Source organism: Azospirillum fermentarium, from assembly GCF_025961205.1.
Lineage (GTDB): Bacteria > Pseudomonadota > Alphaproteobacteria > Azospirillales > Azospirillaceae > Azospirillum > Azospirillum fermentarium.
The window spans coordinates 1,574,036-1,593,461 of the sequence record NZ_JAOQNH010000001.1; the positions used below are offsets into that span (position 1 = coordinate 1,574,036).

Genomic DNA, 19,426 nt, shown 5'->3' on the forward strand with positions numbered 1-19,426 from the left:
GCAGCGGCGGCACATTCCGCCGCTTGGCTCCGGCCCCGTGGGACGCTACCATCATGCACATGAAAATCCTGGTGATCGAAGACGACCGGCAGGCGTCCGCCTATCTTGCCAAGGGCCTGAAGGAGGCCGGGCATGTGGTGGACATCGCCAACGACGGGAAAGAGGGGCTGTTCCTGGCGGGCAGCGAGGTCTACGACGTCATGATCGTGGACCGCATGCTGCCGGGCCGCGACGGGCTGTCGCTGGTGGAATTGCTGCGCGCCACCGGCAACGACACGCCGGTGCTGTTCCTGTCGGCGCTGGGCAGCGTCGATGACCGGGTGAAGGGGCTGAAGGCCGGCGGGGACGATTACCTGACCAAGCCGTTCGCCTTTTCCGAGCTTCTGGCCCGCATCGAGGTGCTGGTCCGCCGGCGCGGCGCCGGGCAGCCCCAGACCCGGCTGTCGGTGGGCGATCTGGAAATGGACCTGCTGACCCGCACGGTGAAGCGGGGCGGGCGCGACATCGACCTGCTGCCGCGGGAATTCGCCCTGCTGGAATTCCTGATGCGCAACGCCGGCAGCGTGGTCACCCGCACCATGATGCTGGAAAACGTCTGGGACTATCATTTCGACCCCCAGACCAACGTGATCGACGTCCACATCGCCCGGCTGCGGCAAAAGATCGACAAGGATTTCCCCACCGCCCTGATCCACACCGTGCGCGGTGCGGGGTATTCCCTGCGCGCGGCGGGATAGGCCGCACCCGGTGCCGCTGTTCCATTCTTCCGAGGGGCCCGCCGCACGGGTGGCCGTGCGGCTGCCGCGGCTGTGGCGCACCATGGCGTTCCGGCTGTCGGTTCTGTACGCCGGGCTGTTCGTGGTGTTCACCGGCCTGCTGCTGCTGTTCGTCTACCGCTCCACCGCCGGGTTCATCCAGAACGAGATGTCCGATACCGTCGCCATCGAGGTGGCGGGGCTGGAGGATCAGTACGCCCGCCACGGTCTGGCCGGCCTGCTGGAGGTGGTGCGCCAGCGCAGCAGCCTGCAATACACCAACTCCCTCTATCTGGTGCGGGCACCCAACGGGGTGATCCTGGCCGGCAACCTGTCGGCGTGGCCCGACGTGCCGCCCGACGAGAACGGGTGGGCGCATTTTCAGGTGGCCTCGTCCGCCGGTCCCAGCAACCGCCCGTCCACCGCCAGCGCCATGATGTTCACCCTGCCGGGCAACGCCCAGCTTCTGGTCGGGCGCGACACCAGCGAGATCGACACCCTGCGCCGCCGCATCTGGCAATCGCTGGGCTGGGTGGTGACGGGGGCGGTGGTGCTGGGGCTGATCGGCGGCGGCCTCATCAGCCACGGGGCCATGCGCCAGATCGACGCCATCAACCGCACCACCCGCCGCATCATGGGCGGCGACCTGACCGGGCGGGTCAAGCGCAGCGGCAGCGGTGACGAGATCGACACCCTGGCCGCCAACCTCAACACCATGCTGGACCAGATCGAACGGCTGATGACCGGCATCCGGCAGGTGACCGACAGCATCGCCCACGACCTGCGCACGCCGCTGACCCGCCTGCGCTCCCGCATCGAGCTGGTATTGATCCGCGAGGACGCCGACCCCGAGGTCTATCGCACCGCCCTGCAGGAAACCATCGTCGAGGCCGACCGGCTGCTCGACACCTTCAAGGCGCTGTTGTCCATCGCCGAGGCCGAATCGGGATCGCGCGGGCGCAACTTCCAGCCGGTCAATCTGGCGGAGGTGGCGCGCATGGCCGCCGACCTGTACGAGCCGGTGGCCGACGACAAGGGGCTGGAACTCCACGCCGACATCCGCGGCGAGCCGGTGCTGAGCGGCAACCCGCAACTGCTGTCGCAGGCGCTGGCCAACCTGCTGGACAACGCCATCAAATATACCCCCGCCGGCTCGGTCACCCTGACCGTGGAAGCGGGCACGGGGGGGCGGGGGCCACGGGTGACCGTGGCCGACACCGGCCCCGGCATTCCCCCGGAGATGCGGGACAAGGTGCTGGAACGCTTCGTGCGGCTGGACGACGCCCGTGCTTCCCCCGGCAACGGGCTGGGGCTGAGCCTCGTGGACGCGGTGGCACGGCTGCACGGGGCGGCGCTGGAGTTGGACGGCAACGAGCCGGGGCTGCGCATCACCCTGCAATTCCCCAAGGCGTAAGGGGGAGCGCGGGGCGGCTGCCCCGGCCCCGCCTGGAGGTCGGCTCCTCCAAACGCCGTCGGTTTCATTCATAAAAAAACAGAGGGGTGGGCGGTAGCCCAACCCGTCGCCGACGAAAAAAGGCCCGCCGGTGAGGGCGGGCCTTCGAGTTCGATGACATCAGCGAGAATGACTCCATTGGCGTCAAACGGACATATTGGTGCCTGCATCCGTTTTGAAAACCCGGCGGGAGCCATAGCGGCGCGTCATTTTCGTTCTATGCCGATTGACCGGGGCCGATTGACCGGGGGCCTTACGCCGCCGGTTCGTCGGTGCGCGCCGGGGCGGCCCGCAGCGGCAGTTCCGGCAGAAGCAGCGTCAGCAGGAACGACACCACCGCCAGCCCGGCGGCCATCAGATAGGTGGTCTCGAACCCGCCCTCGAACGCGCGCAGCACACCGGCCTGCACGGGTGCGGGCAGGGTGCCGATGACGGCGTTGCCGCGTTCCATCACCGCCCGCGGGTCCAGGCCGGGCAGGCCGGCTTGCGCCAGCCGCCCCGACACGTCGGCGGACAGGGCCGCGCCGAACAGCGCCACCCCCGCCATGCCGCCCAGCGAGCGGAAGAACCCCACCGAGGCCGTGGCCGCCCCCATGTCGCGGTGATCGACCGCGTTCTGCACCGCCACCGTCATCACCGGCATCACCAGCCCCAGCCCCACACCCAGCGGGATCAGGATCAGCGACGATCCCAGCGCCCCGCTCACCATGTGGCTGGCGAATCCCAGGATGGCGTACATCACCGCCGACAGCGCCAGCCCGGCCAGGGGATAGATCTTGTACCGGCCCGAGCGCGCGATCAGCCGCCCGCCGCCCGCCGCACCGAAGGTCATGCCCAGCACCATGGGCAGCAGCAGCAGCCCCGATTCGGTGGCCCCCGTCTGCTGCACCAACTGCAGATGCAGCGGCAGGAACACGATGCCGCCGAACAGCACCATGGCCGACACCGCCACCACCGTCACCGCCACGGCGAACACCCGCACGCGGAACAGGCTGAGCGGCAGCACCGGTTCCACCGTGCGGCGCTCGTGCCAGATGAACGCGGCGGTCAGCGCCAGCCCCACCGCCGCCAGCCCCAGGATGGGCCACGACGTCCACGCCAGCCGCACGCCGCCGTTGGACACCAGCAGCAGCAGGCACGTCACCGCCGCCATCAGCAGCAGCGCCCCGGCCACGTCCACCCGCGGGCGGGCGCGCCCGCGCGGCAGGCGGCCCAGCGCCCGGCCCGTCATCACCAGCGCCGCCCCGCCGATGGGCAGGTTGATGAGGAAGATCCAGTGCCACGACAGATGCTCGGTGAAAAACCCGCCCAGCAGCGGCCCGGCCACGCTGGCCAGCGCGAAAATGGCGCCGATCAGCCCCTGGTACCGCCCGCGCTCGCGCGGGCTCACCACGTCGGCGATGATGGTGAAGGCCAGGACCATCAGCCCGCCGCCCCCCAGCCCCTGGATGGCGCGGAAGATGACGAGTTGCACCATGGTCTGGGCCAGCGCGCACAGCACCGACCCGGCCAGAAAGAACAGGATGGCCGCCTCCAGCACCCGCTTGCGCCCGAACAGGTCGGACAGCTTGCCGTAGATGGGGGCGGTCGAGGTGGCGGTCAGCAGATAGGCCGACACCACCCACGACGCCAGATCCAGGCTTCCCAACTGTCCGGCCATGGTGGGCAGGGCGGTCGCCACGATGGTCTGGTCGATGGCCGCCATCAGCATGGCGAGCGCCACGCCGCTGAACACGGTCAGGATGTCACGGTGGCTGAAGACGGCGGGAGACGGGGTTCCGGCGGAGGCTTCGGACATGGTGCTTTCCGAACGTTGGCGACGCAAACGGCGGGGTCACCATAACCGCCCGGCGGCGGGGCGCAAGCCCGGTCTGGGGGATGACGGCCCCGCCGTCCTTTTGCGCACCGGCGGCGGGGCACTTTTTCAAGACCGGTTCTGATCAGCCGCCGAAGACATTGCCGGCGTTCAGCAGCGCCAGCACGCCCAGAACGGCGAAGATGGCGGCGGCGATGCCGTGGACCAGTTTCAGCGGCACCTTGGTCGCCGCCTTTTCGCCCAGCAGCACAGCGGGGACGTTGGCCAGCATCATGCCCAGCGTGGTGCCGGCGGTGACCAGCATCAGGTCGTTGAACCGCGCCGACAGGGCCACCGTGGCGATCTGGGTCTTGTCGCCGATTTCCAGAAGGAAGAAGGTGACGATGGTGGCGATCAGCGGCCCGAACCGGCTGTCCCCCCCGGTGTCGTCGTCCACCGCGTCGGGGATCATGATCCACACCGCCATGGCCAGGAACGACACGCCGAGAATCCAGCGCATGACGTCGGCTCCCAGCCACCCGGCCACCAGCGACCCCGCCCAGGCGGCCAGCGCGTGATTCGCCAGCGTGGCGATCAGAATGCCGAGAATGATCGGGATGGGCTTGCGGAACCGCGCCGCCAGGACCAGGGCAAGCAACTGGGTCTTGTCGCCGATCTCGGCAACGGCCACCACACCGGTGGAAATGAGCAGGGCTTCCATCAAAGGCTCGATCGGGGGCTGGGCAGACACGGCCGATGGCTTCCCGCCCTGCCCAGCCCCTGGGACAGCGGTGAAGCCAAAGGTCTTGCCAAGCTGATCGCCGGATGCGCCATGGGCCGGGGCCCAAGTCTGTTGACGCATCCCCCCTTTCGACAGGGCGGCTACTCCCCAATGACAGGCGGACCGTAACCCCTTCGTTTTGGGAAATCAATTGAGAGCGATTCTCAACTTGTTGTTTTCTGGGGATGGTCCTCCGCGGTCTGCCCCTCCTCTTCCGTCACACCCCGCACATGGGCATTGAGCTTGGTGTCGAGGAAGATCACGTGCCGCACCAGTCCGGCGGCGAAATCGTACAGCAGCCCGGTGGTCAGCCGGTTGGGGCACAGAAAGAACAGGCGGCTGAGTTCGTGCAGCGCGCGGGTGGCCTCGTCGTGCTGGGCCTTGTGGTCGGTGATGAAGGGGTAGTCGATCACCTCCATCAGCTTTTCCTCGCGCGGGAAATGATCCTGGGTGTAACGCAGCAGGAACAGCAGGCCCAGGGCGGCGCCCTTGGCATCGAAGGCGGGGGCGGCCAGAATCTCGCCCAAGACGTTGACATGGGCGATCAGCTCCCGGTGGTCGGCGTCCAGCCGCGCCACGCCGGTGCTCATGGTCTCCCGCCATTGGATGCCGGTCATCCCACCCGTCCTGACACGAAAAACCCGGCGGCTGGGGGCCGCCGGGTTCCGTCATGGCAGATAAGTGTTGCGGAACGTCGGGCCTTACACGTTCAGCAGCAGATTTTCACGTTCCCACGAACTGATGACGCGGTTGTACGCCTGATACTCCGCTTCCTTGACGCAGGTGAAGGCTTCGATGAAGCGTTCGCCCAGCACCTCGCGCAGCGGCTTGCAGCCGGTGAACTTCGCCAGCGACTCCGACTGGTGCCGCGGCAGGCTGTAGGCCAGGCGATAGGCCGACCCCTTCACCGGGTCCGACGGCTCCAGACCCATGGACATGCCCAGATAGCCGCAGGCCAGCGACGCGGCCATGGCGAGATAGGGGTTGGCGTCGGCACCCGCCACCCGGTTTTCCACCCGCCGCGCCTCGGGCGTGGACACCGGCACCCGCAGGCCGGTGGTGCGGTTGTCGCGGCCCCAGTGGACGTTGATCGGCGCGTCCGAATTAGGCACCAGCCGGCGGAACGAGTTCACGTTCGGCGCCAGCAGCGGCATGACATAGGGCAGGAACTTCTGCAGACCCGCCAGATGGGCCATGAACAGCTCGCTGTCCGACCCGTCGGGGTTGGCGAACAGGTTGCGCCCGCTGTCCAGGTCCACCACCGACTGGTGCACGTGCATGGCGCTGCCCGGCTCGCCCTGCATCGGTTTGGCCATGAAGGTGGCGTAGACCTGATGGCGCAGGGCGGCTTCACGGGCCGTGCGCTTGAACAGGAACGCCTGATCGGCCAGTTCCAGCGCGTCGCCGTGGTTGAAGTTGATCTCGATCTGCGCGGCACCCGCCTCGTGGGTCAGGGTGTCGATGTCGATGTCCTGGGCTTCGCAGAAATCGTAGATGTCTTCGAAGATGGGATCGAACTCGTTCACCGCGTCGATGCCATAGGCCTGACGCCCGCTTTCGATGCGGCCCGACCGGCCGACCGGCGGCACCAGCGGGTAATCGGGATCCTTGTTGATCTGAACCAGGAAGAATTCCAGCTCGGGCGCGATGATCGGCTTCCACCCGCGCTCTTCGTACAGCTTCAGCACGCGCTTCAGCACATAGCGCGGCGCGAAATCCACCTGTGAGCCGTTGTGGTACACGCAGTCGGTGATGACCTGGGCGGTCGGTTCCTTGTACCAGGGAACGAAACGGATCGTGCGTTCGTCCGGGATCATGTAGACGTCGGAATTCTCGTCCGACGTGACGTCCTCGTCGTCCGGGTAGTCGCCGGTGACGGTCTGGACGAAGATGGCTTCCGGCAGCCGCAGGCCGCGATCGCGCAGGATGCGGAGAAACTTTTCGGCGGGGACGATCTTGCCCCGCGCAATGCCCGACATGTCGGGCACCAGGCATTCAACTTCGGTTATGCGATTCTTTTTGATGAAGTCATCCATAAAGGCCATGAAACAATCGGCCCGCCGCCATGATCGGGGCGGACGCCTCCTTGCCGTTGCGCGTTTCGACAATATGGTGCCGAACGGGGGGGCGCCGCCAGGGGGGTCTTTGTTCTGTCATCATTTAAATATTCCGTCACCAAGGAGCGGTTGACCGGACCAAATGGGCGGGATTATCCCAGGCGGTATGATTCACGCGACCCCCGCCCCCCACGCCCCATCCTGGTACGCCGATTCCGCCACTCCCCATCCCGGCCACCCGGCGCTGGCGGGGGAGGAGGCGTGCGACGTCTGCGTGATCGGCGCCGGCTACACCGGGCTGACCGCGGCCCTGGAACTGGCCGAACGCGGCTACAGCGTCATCGTGCTGGAGGCGGAGCGGGTCGGCTGGGGTGCCTCGGGGCGCAACGGCGGCCAGATCATCACCGGCTACAACAAGCCCTATGCCGCCATGGCCCGCATGGTGGGGGAGGGGGACGCCCGCATCCTGTGGGATCTGGGGGAGGAGGCGAAGGACCGGCTGGAGCGCCGCGTCACCCGCCATGCCATCGCCTGCGACCTGACCTGGGGCTATCTGCTGGCGGGGCTGAAGCCGCGGCACATGGACGAGCTGGCGGAGCTGGACGCGGAACTCCGCGGCCCGTGCGCCTATCCCCACACCCGCCTTCTGGACGCGGCGGAGGCCCGCGCGGTGGTGGACAGCCCGCGGGTGGTGGGCGGCCTCTACGACGGGCGCAGCGGCCATCTGCACCCGCTGAACTACGCGCTGGGGCTGGCCGGCGCTGCGCTCGCCGCCGGGGTGCGCATCTTCGAGGGCAGCCGGGTGCGGCGGCTCGCCACCGGGGCCGCCCCGGTGGCGGAGACGGACGGCGGACGGGTGCGGGCGCGGTATGTGGTGCTGGGCGGCAACGCCTACCTGGGCGGGCTGGTGCCGGCGCTGGCGCGCATGGTGATGCCGGTCGCCACATACATCGTCGCCACCGAACCCCTGGGTGCGGAACGGGCCGCGGCCCTGCTGCCCGGCAACGCCGCGGTGTCGGATATGAATTTCGTGCTGAACTATTTCCGCCGCTCGTCCGACCACCGCCTCTTGTTCGGGGGGGAGGTGAGCTATTCCGGTCTGGACCGTCCGGGGCTGGCGCGGTCGCTGCGGGGCAAGATGCTGCGCATGTTCCCCCAACTGGCCGGCGTGCGGCTGACCCATTGCTGGGGTGGCAAGGTCGCCATCACCGTCAACCGCATGCCCCAGATCGGACGCGTGTCGCCCACCGTCTATTTCGCCCACGGCTATTCCGGCCATGGGGTGGCGCTGAGCGGCATGGCCGGCGCGCTGATCGCCGAGGCGGTCGATGGAACGGCGGGACGGTTTGACGTCATGGCCCGCATACCCCATATGGCCTTTCCGGGTGGCCCCATCGCCCGCACCCCGGCGCTGGTGCTGGCGATGCTCTGGTTCCGGCTGCGTGATTTGCTGTAAGCTGGAATCCGCGGCATACCCCGGCATTCAAGCGCTGCCGGCCGGGAGTGTGACGTTGGGACGCAGACCGCCGTGTGTTGCGGGCTCGCTTCGGGTTGCGCACAGGGAATGGAATCGGGTACGGATCTTCCGCATCCTGGGTTATGGAATGTCGATAACATGGCCTTCGCATGAGTGATTCGAACGCGACCCTGGCCGAACAGGCCCGATCCCCCGTGCCCGAGGGCGGCCCGGCGGGCGCAGGGACGGATTCGGCGGCGCCGGCGGCCCCGCGCGACACGCATTTTGATTTCGAGCACAAGGTGTTCAGCATCTCCGGCGCCTTCTTCGCCACCGACGCCGCCACCAAGCAGCCGGTGCTGAACATCACGCTGGGCGATTTGAAGGCGTCGCTGCCGTTCAAGACGCTGAAGGAATCCTTCGACATCAAGGACGGCACCCACGACGCCAAGCTGTTGGAGATGGTGGAAAAGGGGCTGGCCTATGTGAAGCAGATCCGCCCCGGCGAAAAGATCCCCGGTGAATTGCTGGACGGTTCCGCCTCGTGGTCGGTGGAGCCGCAGCATCTGATGATCGCCAAGGGGCGCATCACGGTGCAGCTCGTGTCGTGGGTGACCGGATCGGAAATGATTATCGTCGATCTCGACGAGCTGGAGCAGGTGGTCGAAGACCCGCAGACCAAGAGCCGGCTGAAAAGCGCCTATGGTCAGATCGCGGAAAAGCTGGGCATCACCGACAACGCCGAACAGTACATCAACGACCGCATCGACGATCTGGCCCAGGAACTGTCGTACATCGAGGCGCTGCGCGACCGGTTCAAGCACATCCGCGCCATTTCCGACAACCTGACCCGCATCGGGCAGCTTTATCGCTCCGACCGTCTGCTGGTCAGCGAGGTTGCGCGCATGCAGGGGATGATCAAGAAGCCCCTGCGCCGGTACGACGCCATCTTCGAGCAGGCCGACGCCCAGACCGGTGAAATCGTCGGCGCGCTGAAGGCGTTCGACACCACCGTCACGTTCATCCGCAAGATCCGCGACGACCTGCGCACCCAGCTCATGGAGTGGGAGGAACTGCTCCAGGCGTGGGACAATGTTCCCGTCGAACGGTCCATGGCCATCGAGCAGTTGCAGAAGGCGACGTACCGTTTCCTGGCGAGCCGCTATCTGGAAACCAAGGTGTGGGAGCGGAAGTAACGCAAAGCGCCGCTTGACGGGTCTGGAACTCAGCCGGCGTTGCCGGCCCCCCCCCGCCCGGTGGGATCCCGGCGGGGGTTTGTGATGCCGTCACGGCCAATGGGCCTTCTCTCGCCTTGCCTCGTCCTATGCGCGTGGCGCTGCCAAGGTGGTGGCCTTGTGAACGATTAGCTCGTGGTCCTGCTGGTCATAAATGGAAAAGCCGCTGACGGGTCTTGAAACCCTGAGCGGTGGATAGCATCTGAATCGACGACAATATGTATGAATTGTCCGGGTTCCACACCGATCCATGGCCAGGAGACGGAGGCTTGGCTGCGTCCGGCTGGATGAACCGGGAAGAGGTGTTCCACCATCGTGTCGATGGAAGCCACGGGGCTTGGTGTCGTTTTTCCTGACAGGCCCTCGGGCACTATCAACGTGATTCTGTCGTCCTCGGCCCCAAAGGGGAGGGCGATCATGTACCGTCATTCCGTGATGGTATTTCCCCGCGTGTTTTTTCCATAGAAAGGTTTCTCGATATGTCTTGTATGGAGTATTTAATGGATGGAAATAAACCAGAACCCCATATTGTAAAAGGAATTCTGCTTACGTCTTTTTCCGTTCATTGTCATCTGATTGGCAGTGAAAATTTAGATGACATTTGTTTTGGTCATGATGATTTTATGGATGACAATGCCATATTTCATATGGATGCCGGTGATTCTTTAGCGTTCTTGGCAAATGCAGCAACTATCGTAGGGCTTGCTTGGCAAATCATTTCTGCCTGTCTTGCCAAAGGGAAGCCGCAGCCGTCTTCTGACGAGATTGATAAAATCATTATTGCCGTTCACCAGAAAAGTACCTCACTTTCTCAAGCCCAACGGCTTGAGATTTATATTAATATCGACAAGAGACTTAAAGATGAATCCAATTAAATTTTTCTATAATGTAATTTATCATCGTTTATTTTCTTTACCTGTTCTTGAGATGCCTTTCGTCGTGATAGGCATCTCTTATTTTTCCGCGCATCAAAATTTAACGGCAGCGTTTGTATTTATTGCATACTTTATTATTTCTTTTTCTATATTGAGTGGGCTGTTATTTATAGCCTCTTTTTTTGATAAAACTTCCGTTCTTTCTTTTGTAGAAAAATGCCAAGGGACGGAATTTATTCGTGTAAACTCTATGGATTTCATAAAATATTTTGACTTTTATTTTTTGATACCATCTTATTTTCGCCCGAAAAAATTCATTGCCTATTTTGCCAAAAACTATGTTCATGTATTTACGGTGAAGAGAGGGCGTGGCATGCCTAATATATCGCCCTGCGCCTATGTGTCGCCGATCGCTCAAGATGTTTTTATATTCTTGCGTGATAATTTTAAAGAAATGAATCCTGTTCTTAATTTTAAGATTTGCCATGAATTAGGTCATGGGGCTGGGATGTATAGTGTTATTGCAAAGCGAAATTTGCTCGGGCTAAAGATCGTATCTCTGTCAATTATTTGGATACTTATTGTTTCAGAATGGAATTTTTGGCTGCTTTCCTGGACTTTAATTCAAGTTATTGGAATCGTGATTGTAAATCGCACAGTTTATAGTCAATTCCATAAGCGACAGCCACTGATGGGAGAGGTAATCGCTGATTACATAGCGATACGGCATCTCAGTTCTGAAACCATAACGTCGTTGATCGATTCTGGTGCTGCAGAGAGGTTGGTGCAAACAAGTAAGATACTTTCTGAAGAACAAATGAATATAAGGCGAAGAATACTTGCCGAGCAATTTGAGCGCCGGCAACGAGGTGAGGTCATAGACGTTCCGGCCATTGTCATGGCAGATGTATTTAGTCATCCATGGCAGCTAATAATATTTAATATTAGCCATTTTTGCTATCTTTTTTTCTTTGGTTTCCTTGCTTCTCCAACGCTGTGGTTAATATGGGGAGGGGCCTTAATCGGAGCTTTGCTGCTCTCTCTTTTCGCTATGGCGGATGCACAACTTCGTATTGATATCAATAGGGCCGTATCTGCCCCGGCTGATCCCAGTGACGTTGCTCTCACATAAGATGTGGCGCTCGACCGCAATGCACCGCGGGCTACGCCACTTTGGATAAGGGGTGCTTTCCTGTCGGGGCCTGCGCCATTGTTGCCGGGATGGGGCATTGTGATAGTGTCCCATCCCGGTCCAAGAGGGCGCGCGTCAACACGGCCCCCCTCACTCCGCCGGGTGCGGGGCGGCTCCCGGATGGTGGTCATGGTGGGCGTCTTCCGCCCCCAGCTTTTTCCTGGCGATGTAGCTGTAGACCACCGGCACCACGAACAGGGTCAGCAGCGTGCCCAGCATCATGCCGCCGACGATGACGATGCCGATGGCCTGACGGCTTTCGGCGCCCGCTCCCTTGGCCATGGCCAGCGGCACCGCCCCCAGCACCATGGCCCCCGTGGTCATCAGGATGGGGCGCAGGCGCAGCACCGCCGCTTCCTCCACCGCCTTGCGGATCTCGGTGCCGGCGTGCTGGAGCTGGTTGGCGAATTCCACGATCAGGATGCCGTGCTTGGTGATGAGGCCGACCAGCGTCACCAGGCCGATCTGGCTGTAGACGTTCATGGTGCCGCCGGTCAGCTTCAGCCCCAGAAGCGCACCTGTCATGGACAGCGGTACCGTCAGCATGATGACGAAGGGATCGACGAAGCTTTCGAACTGCGCCGCCAGCACCAGATAGATGAAGGCCAGTGCCAGGATGAACGTCACGTACAGCCCGGCGGAGGATTCGCGGAATTCGCGGCTCTGCCCGCCGTAATCGGTCTGGGCCGCCGCCGGCAGCACCCGTTCCGCCGCCCCGTTCAGGAAGGTCAGCGCCTCGCCCAGGGAATAGCCCGGTGCCAGGGTGGCGGTGATGGTCACCGAGCGCAGCTTGTTGAAGTGGTTCAGTTCGCGGGGCGCCACCCGCTCCTCGATCTTCACCAGATTGGCCAGCGAGATCATCTGCCCGCGCCCGCCGCGCACATAGATGGCGGCGATGCTGTCGGGGTTGCGGCGGTCGGCCTCCGACACCTGCACCACCACGTCGTACTGCTTGCCGTCGCGCTTGAACCGGGTCACCTGCCGCCCGCCCAGGAAGGTTTCCAGGGTGCGGCCCACGGTTTCCACCTCCACGCCCAGGTCGGCGGCCTTGTCGCGGTCGATGGAGATGCGCAGTTCCGGCTTGTTCAGCTTCAGATCGGTGTCGATGTTCATCAGGCCGGGGTTTTTGCGCGCCTCGGCCAGCAGGGTATCCAGCATCTTCTGCAGGTCGGCGTAGCCCAGCGAGGTCTGGATGACGAAGTTGATCGGCTTGTCAGTGGCACTCTGCCCCAGCGACGGCGGGTTGACGGCAAAGGCCAGCACGCCTGGAATGCCGAACAGCTTAGGGGCCAGACCGGCCACCACCTGCTGCTGCTTGACGGTGCGCAGATCCCAATCCTTCAGGCGCATGAAGCTGATGGCCTGATTGACCACGGGGAAACCCACCACCATGAAGTACTTCTCCGCCTCCTCCAGCTTGGCGAAGGTGCCCTCCATCATCCGGGCATAGGTGCTGGTGTACTCCAGCGTTGAGCCTTCGGGCGCGATGGCGATGGACACGATGGTGCCGCGGTCCTCGGTGGGGGCCAGTTCGCTGGGCAGGCCCTTGACCAGCACCCAGCTCGCCACCGCCACCCCGGCGCCGATCAGCAGGATCACCGGGCGCGCCCGCAGCGACAGCCGCAGCAGCCCGCGGTACCCCTCGGTCAGCCCCACCAGGAACTTTTCGATCAGGGTGTAGAAGACGCCGTGCTTGGCCTCGTGCCGCAGCAGCTTGGAGCACATCATGGGCGACAGGGTGAGCGCCACGAACCCCGACACCAGCACCGCGCCGGCCAGCGTCAGGGCGAATTCGGTGAACAGCCGCCCGGTGCGCCCGGTCATGAAGCCGATGGGGGCGTACACCGCCGCGAGCGTGATGGTCATGGCGACCACGGCGAAGCCGATTTCCTTCGACCCCTGCAGCGCCGCCCTGAACGGGTGAACCCCTTCCTCGATGTGGCGGTAGATGTTCTCCAGCATGACGATGGCGTCGTCCACCACCAGACCGATGGCCAGCACCATGGCCAGCAGGGTCAGGGTGTTGATGGAGAAGTTGAACAGGTACATCAGCGCGAACGCGCCGATCAGCGACACCGGGATGGTCACCAGCGGCACCAGCGTCGCCCGCAGAGACCGCAGGAAGAAGAAGATGACCAGAACCACCAGCACGATGGCTTCGAAGATGGTGTGGAACACCGCGTCGATGGATTTGTCGATGAAGATGGAGCTGTCATAGCCCACATCCACGCCCATCCCCTCGGGCAGCACCTCGCGGATGCGGGGCAGGTTGGCCTGCACCGCCGCCGACACCTCCAGCGGGTTGGCGGTGGACTGCTTCACCACGCCCAGCGCCACCGCGCTCTTTCCCATGAAGCGGGCGCTGACCCGCTCGTCCCGCGCGCCCAGCTCCGCATGGCCCACGTCGCGCAGGCGCACCAGATAGCCCGATTCGTCGCGCAGGATGATCTGGTCGAATTCGGGCGGCGTGCGCAGGTCGGTTTCCGACACCACGGTGAATTCCCGCGCCACGCTTTCCACGCGGCCCGCCGGGATCTCCACGTTCTGCCGTTTCAGCGCGTTTTCCACGTCCTGGGGCGTGATGTTGTAGGCGGCCATGCGCTGGGGATCGAGCCAGATGCGCATGGAGAACTTGCGCTCGCCGAAGATGCGCACCTCCGCGACACCGGGCAGGTTCTGCAGCCGGTCCTTCACATAGCGGTCGGCGAAGTCGGTCACCTCCAGCGGCGAATGGCGGTCGCTGGAAAAGGCCAGATAGATGATGGGCTGGGCGTCGGCCTCCACCTTGGCGATGATCGGCTCGTCCACGGCGTCGGGCAGCACGCCGCGGGCGCGGCCCACCCGGTCGCGCACGTCGTTGGCCGCCTCGTCCACGTCGCGGGTCAGGCGGAAGCGCAGCGTGATCTGGCTCTTCTCCGCCCGGCTGACCGAGGAGATGACGTCGATGCCCTCGATGCCCGCCAGGGATTCCTCCAGCGGCTGGGTCACCTGGGATTCGATGATCTCGGCCGACGCACCCTGGTAGGTGGTGGTGACGTTGACCACCGGCTCGTCGATCTTGGGGTACTCGCGCACCGACAGCCGCTGGTACGACACGATGCCGATCAGCATCAGCGCCAGACTCATCACGGTTGCCAGCACCGGGCGGCGGACGGAGATGTCGGACAGAACCATGATCTTACGTCCCCGCCGGCTTGTTCTGGGCGCCCGCCACGGCCACCGGGGCGCCGTCGCGGATCTTGATCTGGCCGCCGGTGATGATGGTGTCGTCGGGGCTGATGCCCTCGGTCACCTCCACCTCCCCGTTGCGGCGCACGCCGATCCTTACCTTGGTCAGGGCGGCCTTGCCGTCCACCACGCGGTAGAGAAGCTGCTGGAGCCCCTGTGCGAACAGCGCCTGTTCCGGCACCAGCACCGCGCTGGGGTTCTCGGTCAGGGCCAGCACCACGCGGGCGAACAGGCCGGGGCGCAGTTCCAGCCCGGCGTTGGGCACCCGTGCGCGGATCACCACCGCGCGCCCGTTCACGTCCAAGAGCGGGTTGATGGCATAGACCGTGCCCTGGAAGGTGCGGCCGGGAAAGGCGTCCACCGTCACGTTCAGCGCCTGCCCCACGCGCACGGCGGGCAGGTAGGCCTCGGGCACGCGGAAATCCAGCTTCAACTGGTCGATGGCTTCCAGATTGACGATGGCCGCCCCCGGCTGCACCACGTCGCCCACCGACACGGCCCGCAGCCCCAGCACCCCGTCGAACGGGGCGGCCAGCGTCAGCTTGTCGAGCTGCGCCTGGGCCAGCTGCACCGCCGCCTCGTCGGCCTGGAGCTTGGCCAGCGCCTGTTCGCGCGCCTTGGCGGTGCCGGAGCTCTGGCGGAACAGTTCCGACGCCCGGTTCAGGTCGGCGCGGGAGAACACCAGACTGGCCTGGGCCTGGGCCAGGGTGGCGCGGGCCACCGCGTCGTCCAGGCGGATCAACACCGCCCCCTTCTTCACCGGCTCGCCTTCGCTGAAGGCGATGTTGGTGATGCGCCCGGTCACCTCCGGCCGGATCACCACCGATTCGCTGGACATCAGCGAGCCGACGGCGGTGACCGTGCGGGTGACGGCGCCGACCTTGACCTTCACCGCCTCCACCGGCATCGGGCGGGCGGGGGGTGTCCCCGCCGCAGGGGCCGCCGGTACCGCCGCATCCTTGCCACCCCCCTTCGCCAGGGCCAGCAACTGGCCGACGGTGCCGCTCTGGTCGATGAAATACCAGTAACCGGCCCCGCCCAAGGCCAGGAGCACGAGGAGAAGGGCGATGCGGAGCGGATGGCGCATGGGACGGGTTCCAGCCGGAATCGGCCGCCGGGGATGGGCGGCACTGTACGGTTGCAGACGCCGCCGGCCACCGGGCCGGAAGCGGACTGAACTATATCGTTCAGTTCACCCGCGGCTGTCGAGAGAATTGACGGTCTGGAAAAGGCCGCATCCATCCCCCGCTCACGCCCCCCCTCTCACGCCCCGGGAGAGGGGGGATGAGGGGCGGCGCCCCGGTCAGCGCCGGGCCGGGCCGCAGCGGGGCGGGGTGCAGACGCAGGCCACGGCATAGGGGCCGGCGGCGTCGATGGCCCCGGCCCGCAGCCGCACCCGCCGTCCGGGGCCGCCGTCGATGGTTAGATCGGCGGTGACGCCGGGGCGGATCGGCGCCTCGGGCGACAGGTGGCAGACCCGTGCCCCGTCCAGATCGACGCCGCGGCAGCAGCACGGCGATTCCCCCGCCGCCAGCACCGCCCGCACGGCGCCGCATTCGATGCGCACGTCGCACAGGCAGAAGCCATCCTCGTCAGGGGGGGCGGGCAGGGGCGGGAGAAGGCGCACGGCGGGAATGCGTGCCCGTTTCAGCCAGTACTTGCCCGTGGAGAAGGAGGGGGATGAGAAAGGATCGTCCATCGCCGGCACGCGCCCGCCACCGCCGCTCGGACGGCCGGGCGCACTGTCATGAGTCCGTCATTCGAAGGCGTATCATGCACCCGGATGAGGAATCGCGCAAAGCTTCCCGCACGTGGAGAGGTATTCCTGAAAGGTGGTAACGCGTCCGGCCTGATGGGCGGTGCTGAAGGCGGCGTTCAGGGCCCGCTTGGCCTGGATGGCGTCGGCGGTGCGGCGGCGCAGGTCCCCGTCGGTCAGCCCCAGCCCGTCCCGTTCCAGCCGGTCGAGCATGTGGCGGTAATCGCGGTCGGCCCGTTCGGCGGCGTCGTCGCCCACGGTGATCGAGCCGTCGCGCTGGCGGTATTCGTAGAGCGGGGCCAGGGCCACGGGCAGGCGCCCCGTCCGCTCCAGCACCCGCAGATTGAACACCACGTCGTCGCTGAAGCGCATGTCCTCGGGCCAGGGCGGGCACAGGCGGCGGGCCACCATCAGGAACAGCGGGACCGAGGTGGCGAGGAACCCGTCCGCATCCAGCATCCGCACCCCGGCGGACGGCGCGAACAGGGTGCCCAGCGCTGCCCCGTCGCGGTCGCGCACCACCGCCACGTTGTCGGCGGCGGCCCCATGCTCCAGCGCCAGCGGCACCAGGGTTTCCAGCCGGCGGGGGTGGTACAGGTCGTCGGCGTCCAGGGGGGCGACCAGGGGCAGGGCGGCGGCGGCCAGCCCGGCGTTGCGCGCCGCGGGCGCCCCGGCGGCGATTCGGCCCGTGGTGAGGAAGCGGAAGCGCGAATCGGCGATTCCCGCGCCCGCCAGAACGGCGGCGTAGTCGGCGCCGTCGTCGGCGACGATCAGCGCCTCCCACGCGGGATGGGTCTGGGCCAGCAGGCTGGCGGCGGCCCGCCCGATGGTCGCTTCGGCCCGGTATGCGGGAATGATGACGCTGACACCGCTCATGGCCCGCCGATCTCCGCCGTTTCGTCACGCTGCATGGCGCCACAGCACAGGTTCCGTGTCAACCGGCAGTAGGTTTGTCCGGTGCGCCAGTACACGCGCATTCGGTGGCGGTGCGGAAAAAGTGGCGGCCAAGCCGTTGAACCGGACGCCAATACGGGCTATGTGGAGATTCGCCCCGTGCGTTCCCGCGCACGGCCGCCGGAAACCAGGGAGACGGACGACGATGGCGCACGCCTATACCCGTTTGGACGAAGAAGATCCGAACGAACCGGGCAGCGAACCGGATGAAAAGTCGAAGGACAAGGCCCCGGCCCCCTTCGCAGCGGTGCAGCAGTCGCTCTTCAAGGCGCGCACCGTCCTGATTTTCGGCCAGATCGACATGAAACTGGCCCAGGGCATCACCGCCCAGCTTCTGGCCCTGGCGCACGAAAGCGACGACCCCATCCGCGTGGTGGTCAATTCCCCCGGCGGCCATGTGGAAGCGGGCGACACCATCCACGACATGATCCGGTTCGTGAAGCCCGAGGTGAAGATGCTGGGCACCGGCTGGGTCGCGTCGGCCGGCTGTCACATCTTCCTGGCGGCCAAGCCGGAAAACCGCTTCTGCCTGCCCAACACCCGCTTCCTGATCCATCAGCCGCTGGGCGGTGCCGGCGGCCGTGCCACCGACATCGCCATCGAGGCGAAGGAGATCATCCGCATGCGGGCGCGGCTCAACGCCATCATCGCCCGCGAAACCGGCCAGCCGCTGGAAAAGGTCGAGAAGGACACCGACCGCAACTACTGGATGCTGGCCGACGAGGCGCGTGACTACGGCATCGTCCGCACCATCATCGAGTCCGCCGACCAGCTCGTCTGAGGCTTGGCCGGTACCGGAAACGGGCGACGGGCGGCGGGGTTTCCCGCCGCCCGTCGCGTTTGCGGCGCTGCTTGAGCTTTTTGGCTTCTCAGCCGGCGGCCTCTCGTCATATTTTCGCCCCGTTGCCCCGCCACAGTCCCGCCTCTTCGCCTTCCCCGCCCCGGCGTGGCCGATCCGACATCGAAGCGAGAACGATGAACACCCAATCGTCCCCAGCCCGCCGCCGCTCCGCCGCCATCCTGCGCCGCGCCGTCTCCCGGCATGTCCTGGCCGGTGCGCTGGCCGCCGCCGCGTTCCCGGTCCTGGCCCAGGACGCCGGCCAATGGCAGCGGCTGGAACGGCTGGAGGGGACCGCCGCGGCCATGGGCGGGCCTGTGCAGGTGGCCGAGCTGTCCTCCTCCCTCGCCGCGGATTTCGAGGTGCGGCTCCAGCGGCTGGAACGCATGATCGCCGAGGTCAACGGGCGCAACGAGGAACTGGGCTATCAGGTCACCCAGCTCAAGGACCGGCTGGAGCGCATCAACAGCGACATCGACTTCCGCCTGAACAGCCTGGAGTCGGGCAAGGGCGGCGGCCTGTCGGCGGTGGCGCCCGGGGCCCCGGCGGCCAAGGCCGCGGCGGAGCCGAAGGGCGGCGACCGCGAGCCGCCGGCGGACAAGCCGGCTCCCGCCGCCAAGGCCGACGCCAAGCCCGCCCCCGTGGCGCTGCCGTCCGGCCCGCCGGAAAAGCAGTACGAATACGCCTTCGCCTTCCTGCGCAACCAGGAATACGACAAGGCGGAAAAGGCGCTGCAGGAGTTCGTCGCCAAGAACAAGGGCAACGATCTGGCCGGCAACGCCCAGTTCTGGCTGGGCGAAACCTATTTCGTGCAGAAGAAGTACACCGAGGCCGCCGTCGCCTATGCCGAGGGGATGCAGAAGTATCCCAAGAACGCCAAGGCCGCCGACAATCTGCTGAAGCTGGGCATGTCGCTGGGCCAGCTCAACAAGAAGACCGAGGCCTGCACCGCCTTTGCCCAGCTCAACAAGAAATTCCCCACCGCCGCCGCCAGCGTGAAGCGCCGGGCGGAGGCGGAACAGCGCCGCCTGAACTGCCCGTCGTAAGGTGA

At 65.4% G+C, this 19,426-nt stretch carries 16 protein-coding genes and 1 riboswitch; of the genes, 8 read left to right on the forward strand and 8 right to left on the reverse strand.

Annotation, left to right across the window (positions count from 1 at the left end):
- The first annotated feature begins 59 nt into the window (after positions 1 to 59).
- The gene (locus M2352_RS07575) at positions 60 to 737 is read left to right on the forward strand and encodes a winged helix-turn-helix domain-containing protein (RefSeq protein WP_264665316.1); all 678 of its coding nucleotides are present in this window, start codon (positions 60 to 62) and stop codon (positions 735 to 737) included.
- A gap of 10 nt (positions 738 to 747) precedes the next feature.
- Entirely contained in the window at positions 748 to 2,169 is a 1,422-nt protein-coding gene (locus M2352_RS07580; protein ID WP_264663886.1) for a sensor histidine kinase, read from the forward strand.
- 292 nt (positions 2,170 to 2,461) lie between these two features.
- Here M2352_RS07580 and M2352_RS07585 read toward each other — a convergent pair whose 3' ends face one another.
- The 4 genes from M2352_RS07585 to M2352_RS07600 form a co-directional block, all read right to left on the reverse strand.
- Positions 2,462 to 4,006, reverse strand: coding sequence for an MDR family MFS transporter (locus tag M2352_RS07585; protein ID WP_264663887.1), 1,545 nt, complete (start codon positions 4,004 to 4,006; stop codon positions 2,462 to 2,464).
- A gap of 142 nt (positions 4,007 to 4,148) precedes the next feature.
- Positions 4,149 to 4,724 (reverse strand): TMEM165/GDT1 family protein, encoded by a 576-nt coding sequence (locus M2352_RS07590; protein ID WP_319802024.1) that lies wholly within the window; start codon positions 4,722 to 4,724, stop codon positions 4,149 to 4,151.
- Positions 4,725 to 4,731: 7 nt separating this feature from the next.
- A riboswitch (yybP-ykoY riboswitch) is annotated at positions 4,732 to 4,906 on the reverse strand.
- A gap of 42 nt (positions 4,907 to 4,948) precedes the next feature.
- Positions 4,949 to 5,401, reverse strand: coding sequence for a bacteriohemerythrin (locus tag M2352_RS07595; RefSeq protein ID WP_264663888.1), 453 nt, complete (start codon positions 5,399 to 5,401; stop codon positions 4,949 to 4,951).
- An 84-nt stretch (positions 5,402 to 5,485) separates the two neighbouring features.
- Positions 5,486 to 6,829, reverse strand: coding sequence for a glutamine synthetase family protein (locus tag M2352_RS07600; RefSeq protein ID WP_264663889.1), 1,344 nt, complete (start codon positions 6,827 to 6,829; stop codon positions 5,486 to 5,488).
- Between the two features lie 178 nt (positions 6,830 to 7,007).
- Here M2352_RS07600 and M2352_RS07605 point away from each other — a divergent pair, with 178 nt between their 5' ends.
- The 4 genes from M2352_RS07605 (at position 7,008) to M2352_RS07620 (ending at position 11,539) form a co-directional block, all read left to right on the forward strand.
- Complete coding sequence (locus tag M2352_RS07605) at positions 7,008 to 8,297, forward strand: NAD(P)/FAD-dependent oxidoreductase (protein ID WP_264663890.1); 1,290 nt, start codon at positions 7,008 to 7,010, stop codon at positions 8,295 to 8,297.
- Between the two features lie 170 nt (positions 8,298 to 8,467).
- Complete coding sequence (locus M2352_RS07610; RefSeq protein WP_264663891.1) at positions 8,468 to 9,493, forward strand: hypothetical protein; 1,026 nt, start codon at positions 8,468 to 8,470, stop codon at positions 9,491 to 9,493.
- 539 nt (positions 9,494 to 10,032) lie between these two features.
- Positions 10,033 to 10,407, forward strand: a complete 375-nt coding sequence (locus M2352_RS07615; protein ID WP_264663892.1) for a hypothetical protein — start codon at positions 10,033 to 10,035, stop codon at positions 10,405 to 10,407.
- Positions 10,394 to 11,539, forward strand: a complete 1,146-nt coding sequence (locus tag M2352_RS07620) for a hypothetical protein (protein ID WP_264663893.1) — start codon at positions 10,394 to 10,396, stop codon at positions 11,537 to 11,539. Before M2352_RS07615 ends, M2352_RS07620 begins: the two co-directional genes overlap by 14 nt.
- 150 nt (positions 11,540 to 11,689) lie before the next feature.
- Here the strand turns inward: M2352_RS07620 and M2352_RS07625 are convergent, their stop codons facing one another.
- The 4 genes from M2352_RS07625 to M2352_RS07640 all read right to left on the reverse strand — a co-directional run bounded on the left by M2352_RS07625 (position 11,690) and on the right by M2352_RS07640 (position 17,459).
- A complete protein-coding gene (locus tag M2352_RS07625) occupies positions 11,690 to 14,773 on the reverse strand; it encodes an efflux RND transporter permease subunit (protein ID WP_264663894.1) in 3,084 nt (1,027 codons plus the stop codon).
- A 4-nt stretch (positions 14,774 to 14,777) separates the two neighbouring features.
- On the reverse strand, positions 14,778 to 15,914 hold the full coding sequence (locus tag M2352_RS07630; RefSeq protein ID WP_264663895.1) for an efflux RND transporter periplasmic adaptor subunit: 1,137 nt from the start codon (positions 15,912 to 15,914) through the stop codon (positions 14,778 to 14,780).
- A gap of 216 nt (positions 15,915 to 16,130) precedes the next feature.
- Complete coding sequence (locus M2352_RS07635; RefSeq protein ID WP_264663896.1) at positions 16,131 to 16,526, reverse strand: hypothetical protein; 396 nt, start codon at positions 16,524 to 16,526, stop codon at positions 16,131 to 16,133.
- A gap of 72 nt (positions 16,527 to 16,598) precedes the next feature.
- Positions 16,599 to 17,459: a glycosyltransferase family 2 protein gene (locus M2352_RS07640; protein ID WP_264663897.1), complete on the reverse strand. Its 861-nt coding sequence runs from the start codon at positions 17,457 to 17,459 to the stop codon at positions 16,599 to 16,601.
- Between the two features lie 223 nt (positions 17,460 to 17,682).
- Here M2352_RS07640 and M2352_RS07645 point away from each other — a divergent pair, with 223 nt between their 5' ends.
- Both M2352_RS07645 and ybgF read left to right on the forward strand, forming a co-directional pair.
- On the forward strand, positions 17,683 to 18,318 hold the full coding sequence (locus tag M2352_RS07645; protein WP_264663898.1) for an ATP-dependent Clp protease proteolytic subunit: 636 nt from the start codon (positions 17,683 to 17,685) through the stop codon (positions 18,316 to 18,318).
- Between the two features lie 194 nt (positions 18,319 to 18,512).
- On the forward strand, positions 18,513 to 19,421 hold the full coding sequence (ybgF, locus tag M2352_RS07650) for a tol-pal system protein YbgF (protein ID WP_264663899.1): 909 nt from the start codon (positions 18,513 to 18,515) through the stop codon (positions 19,419 to 19,421).
- The last annotated feature ends 5 nt before the right edge of the window (positions 19,422 to 19,426 follow it).

Coding starts and splice junctions, on each gene's coding strand:
- M2352_RS07575 (WP_264665316.1), top strand. CDS start 60: ATGAAAATCCTGGTGATCGAAGACGACCGGCAGGCGTCCGCCTATCTT.
- M2352_RS07585 (WP_264663887.1), bottom strand. CDS start 4,006: ATGTCCGAAGCCTCCGCCGGAACCCCGTCTCCCGCCGTCTTCAGCCAC.
- M2352_RS07590 (WP_319802024.1), bottom strand. CDS start 4,724: ATGGAAGCCCTGCTCATTTCCACCGGTGTGGTGGCCGTTGCCGAGATC.
- M2352_RS07595 (WP_264663888.1), bottom strand. CDS start 5,401: ATGACCGGCATCCAATGGCGGGAGACCATGAGCACCGGCGTGGCGCGG.
- M2352_RS07600 (WP_264663889.1), bottom strand. CDS start 6,829: ATGGCCTTTATGGATGACTTCATCAAAAAGAATCGCATAACCGAAGTT.
- M2352_RS07605 (WP_264663890.1), top strand. CDS start 7,008: ATGATTCACGCGACCCCCGCCCCCCACGCCCCATCCTGGTACGCCGAT.
- M2352_RS07610 (WP_264663891.1), top strand. CDS start 8,468: ATGAGTGATTCGAACGCGACCCTGGCCGAACAGGCCCGATCCCCCGTG.
- M2352_RS07615 (WP_264663892.1), top strand. CDS start 10,033: ATGGATGGAAATAAACCAGAACCCCATATTGTAAAAGGAATTCTGCTT.
- M2352_RS07620 (WP_264663893.1), top strand. CDS start 10,394: ATGAATCCAATTAAATTTTTCTATAATGTAATTTATCATCGTTTATTT.
- M2352_RS07625 (WP_264663894.1), bottom strand. CDS start 14,773: ATGGTTCTGTCCGACATCTCCGTCCGCCGCCCGGTGCTGGCAACCGTG.
- M2352_RS07630 (WP_264663895.1), bottom strand. CDS start 15,914: ATGCGCCATCCGCTCCGCATCGCCCTTCTCCTCGTGCTCCTGGCCTTG.
- M2352_RS07635 (WP_264663896.1), bottom strand. CDS start 16,526: ATGGACGATCCTTTCTCATCCCCCTCCTTCTCCACGGGCAAGTACTGG.
- M2352_RS07640 (WP_264663897.1), bottom strand. CDS start 17,459: ATGAGCGGTGTCAGCGTCATCATTCCCGCATACCGGGCCGAAGCGACC.
- M2352_RS07645 (WP_264663898.1), top strand. CDS start 17,683: ATGGCGCACGCCTATACCCGTTTGGACGAAGAAGATCCGAACGAACCG.
- ybgF (WP_264663899.1), top strand. CDS start 18,513: ATGAACACCCAATCGTCCCCAGCCCGCCGCCGCTCCGCCGCCATCCTG.